General features: G+C 39.5%; 1 protein-coding gene. It reads right to left on the bottom strand.

Annotation, left to right across the window (positions count from 1 at the left end):
* A partial coding sequence (locus AAEZ22_RS18040; RefSeq protein WP_352298341.1) for an IS110 family transposase occupies positions 1-1079 on the bottom strand: 1079 nt, incomplete at its 3' end.
* Between the last annotated feature and the right edge of the window lie 248 nt (positions 1080-1327).

Below are 1327 nucleotides of genomic sequence, written 5' to 3'. Positions count from 1 at the left end.
GCTTTTGCCCAAAATGAATAACGCACAGATAATCCTGCCCATTCAACAAATGTTTGCCTTAAAAATTTAGTGCACGAATATCGCCAGTGTATCCATTCCTTCTTGCCACTGCGCTCGGTAACAGGGGCAATGCCTGCGTATTTTTGTATGTCAGCAGCGCACTTATAACGGTCACGATTTGACCCCATAGCGGCTAATAACCGAGGCGCTAATTGTGGTCCTGCACCTGGTAAACTATCAAAAATAGCGCGATCTTTATGTTGCTTATAAAGCGTTTTAATTTCGTCATCAAATCGGGTTATTGCCTGCATTAAATGTTTGAGTTGAGGAACGAGGCATTCAATAAGCAATAAGTTTGGCGTGATCACGGCCATATCATCGGTGAGAATTTCAGCATCCTTTATTTCTTTTATCCGCTTTTCATTAACGAGTGGGTAGCGGGAGTTATGTTGATTAAAGAAGTCGAGTAGTGTTTGCTTTCTCGCTTTTTTAGCGTGAGTAAGAGAGGGCCAACGCAGTAAAAAGTCACAGAATATTTGAGTGTCCTTTTCTTTAAACCAATCAATCACGTGGGGATAATAATTTTTTAGCGTTGTGGCTATTTTATTGGTTAAATTAACACGATCTTGTACTAATTTACGTCTGTATTCGACAAGCTGTGCAAGGCACCTAACTTCTTCTGAGTCAGGTCTAATAACCGTTAATTTATCCATGTGAAGTTGTAGAATTTCAACTTGAATAATCGCATCAGTAGGATCATCTTTAGCCCCGCTGTGCGAAAATGCTGCACGGTATTTAGCGACACTTGATGGGTTAATCACAAATAATATAATGTGCTTAAATTTACTGAGTGCATATATAAGTGGACCTTTTTTTAGCTCACACGCGACAGCAACGGGTCTGCCGTTGTAGCGTTGTTTTAACTCAAGCGCCCATGCATTAATTGACTTAGGCTCAGAGGAAATCACACTTAAATATTGTGTATTTGTATCGCGGTTTATTTCACAAATATCATGTTTACGGTCGGCCCAATCGATCCCGATAAGGGCAGCAAAACCTGAGATGTTAAAGGCTTCCATTTTGGGCCTCCTAGAGGTAAAGTGAAAGAATAAATAGAGGCTAATAGTGTTTCTCGCAAGTCTTATAGATAGTCGGCATTACGACAATCCCTGAGTATGCGTATTGAAACAAATTACTCCTGTTGATCCGAAAGTCTTGTTACAAACATTGATTGTTTCCGCTCAAATATTCGTGATCAACAGAAGCATATTCCATGTATTAATGAGATAGGTAAATACATTAATTAATGGAACGGAGTAACTATAAG

The organism is Pseudoalteromonas sp. 20-MNA-CIBAN-0454, assembly GCF_040308685.1.
GTDB classification, from domain to species: Bacteria; Pseudomonadota; Gammaproteobacteria; order Enterobacterales; family Alteromonadaceae; genus Pseudoalteromonas; species Pseudoalteromonas nigrifaciens.
This window is presented reverse-complemented; position numbering and strand designations above follow the sequence as displayed.